The sequence below is a fragment of the Paraburkholderia humisilvae genome (genome assembly GCF_902859855.1).
Lineage (GTDB): Bacteria > Pseudomonadota > Gammaproteobacteria > Burkholderiales > Burkholderiaceae > Paraburkholderia > Paraburkholderia humisilvae.
Genome location: NZ_CADIKH010000140.1, coordinates 1 through 7776 on the forward strand (window position 1 = coordinate 1; position 7776 = coordinate 7776).

The 7776-nt window shown below is 57.6% G+C and carries 5 protein-coding genes and 2 pseudogenes; 3 read left to right on the plus strand and 4 right to left on the minus strand.

Annotation, left to right across the window (positions count from 1 at the left end):
• On the plus strand, positions 1-310 hold a 310-nt coding region (locus tag HV796_RS46185; RefSeq protein WP_425497115.1), incomplete at its 5' end, for a tyrosine-type recombinase/integrase.
• On the opposite strand, the pseudogene tnpC reads toward HV796_RS46185, so the two are convergent.
• From tnpC to tnpA, 3 genes and pseudogenes are all read right to left on the minus strand, one after another.
• Positions 310-1651 (minus strand): annotated as a pseudogene (tnpC, locus tag HV796_RS39225) (IS66 family transposase); the annotation flags it as partial. The gene HV796_RS46185 and the pseudogene tnpC sit on opposite strands and share 1 nt — an antisense overlap.
• A gap of 79 nt (positions 1652-1730) precedes the next feature.
• The gene (gene tnpB / locus HV796_RS39230; RefSeq protein ID WP_175233151.1) at positions 1731-2084 is read right to left on the minus strand and encodes an IS66 family insertion sequence element accessory protein TnpB; all 354 of its coding nucleotides are present in this window, start codon (positions 2082-2084) and stop codon (positions 1731-1733) included.
• Positions 2065-2556 (minus strand): IS66-like element accessory protein TnpA, encoded by a 492-nt coding sequence (tnpA, locus tag HV796_RS39235; RefSeq protein WP_175233152.1) that lies wholly within the window; start codon positions 2554-2556, stop codon positions 2065-2067. Before tnpA ends, tnpB begins: the two co-directional genes overlap by 20 nt.
• Positions 2557-3289: 733 nt before the next feature.
• On the opposite strand from tnpA, the gene HV796_RS39240 reads away from it, so the two are divergent.
• Positions 3290-5857, plus strand: a complete 2568-nt coding sequence (locus tag HV796_RS39240) for an ADP-ribosyltransferase (RefSeq protein ID WP_175233153.1) — start codon at positions 3290-3292, stop codon at positions 5855-5857.
• 113 nt (positions 5858-5970) lie between these two features.
• Positions 5971-7105 (plus strand): annotated as a pseudogene (locus HV796_RS39245) (IS3 family transposase).
• Positions 7106-7270: 165 nt separating this feature from the next.
• On the opposite strand, the gene HV796_RS39250 reads toward HV796_RS39245, so the two are convergent.
• Positions 7271-7776: DUF892 family protein (locus tag HV796_RS39250; RefSeq protein WP_217478170.1), on the minus strand; the 506-nt coding region annotated here is incomplete at its 5' end.

The following is a 7776-nucleotide window of genomic DNA, read 5'->3' on the forward strand; positions in this document are numbered from 1 at the left end:
TCGGCACACGGCCGCGATGAGCCTGATGCATCACGGCGTTGACCTGACCGTGATCGCGCTCTGGCTCGGGCACGAGTCCTCCGAGACTACTCAGATCTATTTGCACGCCGACATGCAACTCAAGGAACGCGCGCTCGCGCACGCGACGGTGAGTGGTGTTGCACCGACACGTTACAAACCTCCAGATCCGTTAATGCCGACAGCCGGAGCGACAGGGAACAGAGATCCGCCTAACCGTTGTGTCCGTGGATTCATGACGCGGCATAATCGGGGAGTCGGCATAACGTGCTTCATGCCGCTAGCGGCATGAAGCACGTTATTGTCAATGGGAGCATGGCCATCCTCGACGTAGCGCCGCAAGTACTCCCACTGATTGCGCGTGTAGCTGATGGCCTTGCCGGTCAGGCTTTCGGGCAGCACCTGTGGCGCCTGTTCATCGAGCCAGATTTTGAACGCCTCCAGCAGTGGCAAGCTGTGCGTCTGGCGCAGCCAGTACGTATAGTCGGCACGGGTTTGACCCTCGGGTAACTTACCGCGTGCGAGGGTCTCGACCTGATACAGCGCCTTGAAGTATTCGAGTGCCTTGCGCGCGCGTCCGTCGGGTTTCTTGAGCGCCTTGTACGCCTCCGTCAAACGCCCGGCGCGCGTGGGCCAGGCATCCGGGATGCGTGACACCTTCGAGCGTGCGCCACGCACTGTAGCCATCGGTCATTAGCGTACCGGCATAGCCTTTCAGGAAAGCCTGCGGATACTGTTGCCCACGCCCTGGCTGGTATTCAAACAGCACCACCGGCTTGGCAGATGCTTCAGCGCTGCGGTAGACCCACATGTACGACTTGCTCTGCGCAGTCTTGCCGTCCTCCTTGAGCACCTGCACCGTCGTCTCGTCGCCATGGATCAGCGACTGCGCGAGCAGCGTGCCGCGCAATGCCTCGTACAGCCGGGACAGGTGCAGTTCGGCAGGCCGGATGATCCCGTGCGCCAGCGTGCCACGACTGACCGCGATGTTCGAGCGGCCCAACGCATCTTCCATGCGGTAGAGCGGCGTGCCATCCGCGTACTTGGCGGTCATCACCGTGGCGATCATCGCCGGACTCGCGTTGCTGCCCGGCAGAGGTTGCGCCGGCATGGGCGCGATCAAGATGGGCGTGTGCTCCGCGTGGCGTTCGCAATGGCGACACGCGTACTTGAAGCGCACGTGTTGCAGCACTGACGCCTTAACCTGGATATGCAGCTGTTCGCAGGTCTGCTCACCCATCCGGTGCATCGCACCCTGGCAGTACGGACAGACCTTCTGATCTTCAGGCAGGTCGTACTCGATACGCGTACGCGGCAGATCAGCCGGCAGCGGCTTGCGCCCCCGTTTCTGGTGGCCTGAGCCGTCTACGGCTGGCAGGCCCGTGTCGGGCAGCGCAAAGACGCCGTCCGGATCGTCTTCAACGGGTTCCGCCAGGGCCACCTTCTCGGCTTCGTCGAACACTCGGTCTTTGAGTTTCTCGCTGCTCGGGGCGAAGCGCTTGAGTTGCGCGAGACGAAACAACTCCTCGAGCTGCTCGACGCGTTGAGTGAGTTGCTGGTTGCGGGTCTCAAGTTCGCGGATATAGGCGAGAACTTCGGGCGGCAGACCGGCAGTGGGATCGTGTGCTGACATGACGCTCACGATAGCGAAACCGCAAGGCGAATGGGTTTACCGAATTTGTAACGCCGGTCCCGGATGTTGCATCACGACATCAGCCCGCGTGCCGATACTGCCGCGCAGGATGACGACGCACCGCATCGATGTCGATGCCCTCAAGTAACCAATGAAGCTGCTCGGTCGAGAGTTCCATCACCACCTGCTGCCGGCGCGGCCAGACGAAGCGGTCCTCTTCCAGGCGCTTCATCGTCAGCCAGAAGCCGTTGCCACCCCAGCCAAGTATCTTGATGCGATCCCGTCGCCGGTTGCTGAACGCATAGAGCGCCGGCGCAAACGGGTCCAGCCCCATGGACTGCTCGACCAGAGCGGCCAGGCCGTTGATCGACTTCCTGAAGTCGACTGCCTCGCGATGAACGTACACCTTGAGTTTAGCGTCGAGCCTGAACATCGCAGCGCCCCAGTGTCTCGATCATCGCCGATACCAGCGGCGCATCCTGTCCGGTACAGTCCAGCCGAAGCGTTACGCCGTTGGGCATTTCCACCGTCAACTGCGAGCGCACCGGCGGGGGCGATGAGCGCGTGGGCTCCGAAGCCAGCTTTACGGTGTCCTTGTGCTCAACCACCTCACGACGGCTGATCTCGACGACTGGCACGAACGCCGACGGCACGGCAAGCGGAGGCGCATTCGCGACAACTTCCGACGTCGCCGCCACGCCGTTGCGTTCTTGATACAGCTTGATCCACCGGCGCAGCAAGTTGGCGTTCACGCCGGCCTTGAGCGCAAACCCGGCCACCGACACGCCCGGTTGAAAGCAGGCATCAACAAGCCTGCGTTTGGATTGCGAGTCGTAGCGCCGCTTGCCGTCGCGACCTACGAGCGTAACGGCCAGAAGCGCCGCATCTGAATCGATCTGAGTCATGGGCTGTGTCCACTGTTAATCAATGGACACAGCTTGCCTTGCTCTCAATTCGGGCGCTATGTGCTGATAAATTCGCGCTTACCGTGAATCTGGAAAACATTTTTCGCCAGATCGATGCCGATGGTCGTAACCTTCATGGTGGGCGCTCCCGTTCAGTTCAGGTGGTTGACGTAGCACTACTCTCCACTTTGGCACATCCATGCCGTTGGGTGGGCGTCCATTCCATTAACGCCACTCAGATGTGCAAAATAACTTTCTCTAACTAATCGATTAAATGATCGGATGAGAAGGCAATGTCCTTGACTGGCGTTATTTATCATGGGTATCAGTGATTTTAGTGCATTGATGCGCGATATACGCAACGCTGCTGCAGGAAAATAAAAGATCGGTGAACTGAAACCCGACCAAGATTGTACATGCTCGGTATCAAGGCAAAAAAAGCCGAAGCCCCCCCAGACTTACAGCACTTGCCAAGATTCAGATGGTCAATGACCTTAGGAGGATTGTGGGTTGAGATAAACATGCGCACTTTCTATGAAAGCAAAAACAGGGCAACGTCTTCCGGTCACCGTGTTGCGTGCGGAACCCGTCACTTCAGGACAGAGGTGACGCTGCCAGGGAAGCATACGTTGCATTTTTCGTTCTCCCCCAATTTAATTGCGGGGAAAAGACACCCTGCTAAAGGAGGGCGGCATATAATAAACGATTCTCCCTTTTACTTTAGAAGCACGTCATGATTAATCGAGTCAACGGAACCAATCACGCTGAAACTACGACGGCAGTGCTCTCTTCTGAGCAGAATTCTTCAAAACTGGTTACGGCTCGTCCACCACGCGACCCGCGTATACTGGGAGGTTTGAAGGCGGTGGCGCCTGATGACGTGCACGAAATAATAAAAGATATGCGAAAGAATGTTTCAAAAGCCTCTGGCTTTCTGAGCCGGCAGATTTCGCACGCAAACCAAGTCGGATTTTCGACTTATCTCGATGTCGGGAGGAATCTTCTTCGGGATGACGTGGACGTGATTAACCAGTATACGAGAAATCAGACGCTTGCTAATAATTATCTTAAGCAGGGAATTGAACTGGACGATCCTGTTAATCGTACTGCGAAAAATTTAGATATCGCATTGTCGAAGCTACCAAATAGCAGCGAGGTTGTATATCGCGGAATTACTGCTCCGAAGGGCGTCTGGGGCAAAAAGATTGTTGCAGGTGACGTGATAAACAACAACTTGTTTATGTCGTCGAGTGCATCGCTCGACTACGCCAAGACTTTTACTGGTGACGCAGACTCCGACAAGGAGGGTGTTGTCTTCAGAATTCTTGGACGTACTGGGAAAAATATCTCGTCAATTTCTCGATTTCAAGGTATGAAAGGTGAAGCGGAGGTTTTGTTCCGTCCAAATACTCGCTTTCATGTCACTGCGATGGAAAACCATCGAGGCGTTACCTATGTATTGCTTAACGAACAAGCGGCGGGGACAGCTCCGGGAAAAAATATCTACACCGGAGTCCCTGAGGACATTAAGACAGCACGGAGCGATGTGAATGATCTAGAGAGTGCGTCTTCCGCCCTGCCAGACCATCCGGTCAGGCAGATGGGCCAGATATCTAATGAAGGAATCGTCGAAATACGGGCGCAGAAGCTGGCCGGGGCACTGCTTCGTGTGATCGGGAAATTACAGGATATCGTTCGCAACGCCGACATCCTTTCACCGGAGCATCAATTGGAGGCCATGCGCCAGAAAAACCCGGACGGGGAGTACGAACTGAACGAGCTTCTGCTGAACCGGATGGCGAATCCTTCACGCGAGTTGCGGGCGCTCGGGGCGGAGCTGACCGAGAGTTACCTGGGGCTGCTGCAGGCGCTCGTGCAGAAGGGGGGATCGAGCGCAGCGGAACAGGCTGCACGGCTGCTGCGCTCGCCTGATAACGGCAGGCTGATGATGGGCAAGCGCGAAGGCTACTATCGATCGATAGTGGACCAAGGCGCTCGCCACTATCCCGATCTGATCAAAACATTGCAGTCATTGGTGGATGCTATTGAACAGCACGCCAGTCCCGACACTACTTCCAGGCTTACCTCCAAAGTACAAAAGGAACTTCGGAGAGCTGGCAGCCTGCCCATCGGTTCGCCCAAGCTTGTCAGTGTTGGTGAAATACGGGATCAGCTCGCAAGAATTGGCGAAGACGCGCTTGGTCTGGCGAGAGGCATAGCGAAACACGAGGTGCGCAAGGAGGCTCACGAGCGGCAACAGACGCAGCTTGCGGAGGCATTGAGAGCGGTCGTGAAACCATTCGGACTGAAAGTTCCGGACTATATGCGCGAGAACCTCAAAGGCAATCACCTGGAGCAGGCCCGGGAAATTGCCGCCGCGTTCGAGCATCAGATCAAAGCGCTGCCTCACGGGAGCAAGGTCGACCCGGCAAGCTTAGCGCGCGATGCACAGGGGCGCCTGACCACCGAGTTGCTGGCCGCTGGCGTTTTGCTGGAAAATCCCGTCGAAGAGCGCGCTGCGTTGACTCGCATCCTTGAATCCAAGGGCGCGAAGCACAGAGCGATCAATGCAATTGAACAGAGCAGGGACTCCACGGGCCATATCGATCACAATAAGGCGATCGGGCGTGTTACCGAGGAGCTGACCTCACTCGTGATGAGCGACAGTTATTTCCAGGGCAAGATGGAAGGAATCAAGCGGGCATTTGAGAAGCGGGCGGAAGTGCTGACTGAAGGTGACGGACCCGTACCCACGAAAGAGGAGCTGTGGCGGGCACAGGATGGAGCGAGGCAGTGGGTGGAGGAGATTGCCCGAACCTGGGTTGCGCAGCAAGCTAAACCGGCCAGAGCCAGCGACCTGGAAAGTTACTTCGCGCAAGCGCTGCAAGAACGTCATCAACGGCAGGCCACTCGCGAGGCCGGCGATGCGGAATTCGGAGACCTTATGGCGAGATACGAAGCGGAGCGCCAACACAATGAGTCGAAGCAGCTTTCGCCTGTGGCCGTGCTCAATGCGATTGCCGGCGTGCTTCCCGTGCTGAACACTGGCCCTGCGGCACAGCCTGTGCGGCAGGCCTTCCACCAGGCGGAACTGGTGGCGCGGGCTCGGAGAGATGACGAAATGAAGGCTGAAAGACTCACGATCGACCTGAGACCGGCAGATATCAACTTGATGGAGGCGCGAGTTAGGGACTTCAAGGCCGAGTCCAAGGATCTCCTCAAACCTAAAGCTAGGCAGGGTGACGTTCGAGTAGGCCAAAAGGAGGCGTTGGATTTCGAGGGCAATCCACGCGCTGTTTGAGCGGCTCTGTTGCCAAGTTGACGAAAGAGATGGCGCCGGAAATTCGGACAGGCCGGTAAGTGGAACGGTCGGGGCCTGAGTTGGTCATAGGGACCAGCAGGAGGAACCCAAAGATGACAAAAAGAAGCCGCCGGTCGCACAGCCCGGCATTCAAGGCAAAGGTAGCGCTGGCAGCCCTGAAGGGCGACAAAACGCTAGCGGAGTTGGCGCAGCAATACGAAGTCCATCCGAACCAGATCACGGACTGGAAGAAACAGTTGCAGGAACGCGTGGCCGAGGTCTTCGAGACGGGCAAGGCGAGCAGCGGCGAGCCACCCGTGGACGTCAAGGTGCTCCACGCGAAGATCGGGCAACTAACGCTGGAGAATGATTTTTTAGAAAGCGCGCTCGGCAAGGCGGGGTTACTGAGCGCAAGGCGATGATTGACCGCGAACACGCACTGCCTGTCGTACAACAGGCGCGACTGGTGGGCATTGCCCGCTCGAGTGCTTATTACGAACCGCAGCCGGTCAGCAGGACGGATCTGCAACTGATGCGCCGCATGGATGAGTTGCATCTTGAGTTCCCGTTCGCGGGAGCACGTATGCTGGCGCGTCTGCTGCGCCGTGAAGGCAACAAGGTGGGGCGCCGGCAGTGGGCACGCTGATGAAGCACATGGGCATCCAGACGCTGTATTGCAAGCCGGACACGAGCCGTCGTGACAGACAGCACAAGGTTTGGCCATACCTGCTGCGGGCAATGACGATCAGCCGCGCCAATCAGGTGTGGGCACTCGACACAGGCTATATCCCGATGGCGCGAGGCTTCGTGTATCTGGCGGCCGTGGTGGATTGGGCTAGCCACAAGGTATTGGCACATCGGGTGGCGATCACGCTGGAGGCGATCCATGCCGTGGAGGCGCTGGAAGAGGCATTCGCGAAATACGGGCAGCCGGAGATCGTCAACACCGACCAGGGTAGCCAGTTCACCGCGACTGCCTTTACCGACGCGGTTCTGAATCGCGATATCAAGCTGTCCATGGACGGCAAGGGAGCCTGGCGTGACAACGTGTTCGTGGAGCGCGTGTGGCGAAGCGTCAGATATGTGAAAGTGTACCTGAAGGCATATGAGTCGGTCAGCCACGCCCGGCGCTCAATCGGCGATTACATCAACCTGTACAACCAGAGACGACCTCATTCGAGTCTGGAAGACCGCACCCCGGATGAGGCATACTTCGCGACGCTGCCTGCGATCAAATCGGCAGCATGAATGCCCCGGTGCTTCCACTTAAAAATCTCGGGACCCTGCCCGAACAAGCGGCGCCACCTCTCTCTTGGGGACTGGCAGTTGCTTCGCCTTTGGCTGTGTTCAGTCTGGTCTTTAGTGATATATCCTCCTGATCAACCTGAGAGAGCACTTCCTTCGTCTGCCCGATCACGTTTGCGCGGTCTGGGGATTTTCCCGTGACAGACATGCTGCTATTGCAGATTTTCGCAACAGGATCGCCTCGCAGGTGGACCTGGTTTCAAAAAAGCCGCTGGATTCCGCCGTTGCGATGCATTCAGAGTAGACGTCGATTTCCTGGAGTGTTAGCGCATGGACGCGCGCCATTTCGCGTAGCGCGTCGCCGTGCGGTTCGTTTGCCAATGCATGCTGGCCACCTACGGGAAGATCCTCGTTGATCGCTCGGACCGTTTCGCCGTCGCCATCGATTCTGCGCAGACACTCGATCAGCAATCGTTGCTGGTCGAGCGTTTCGTTCACGCAGATTTCCATCGGGTTGACGAATGGAACGCGACTGGCGTACTGCAGCCCGCCCAGCCGTCTTAGCGCGCGTTCAACATCCAGCGCCAGCGCATAGGCTTCCTGTAGCAGATGCAGCAGATTTTGCCGTTGGTCGGGCATGACAATTCCCGTCATCGAAAGAGTGCGGCGTGATC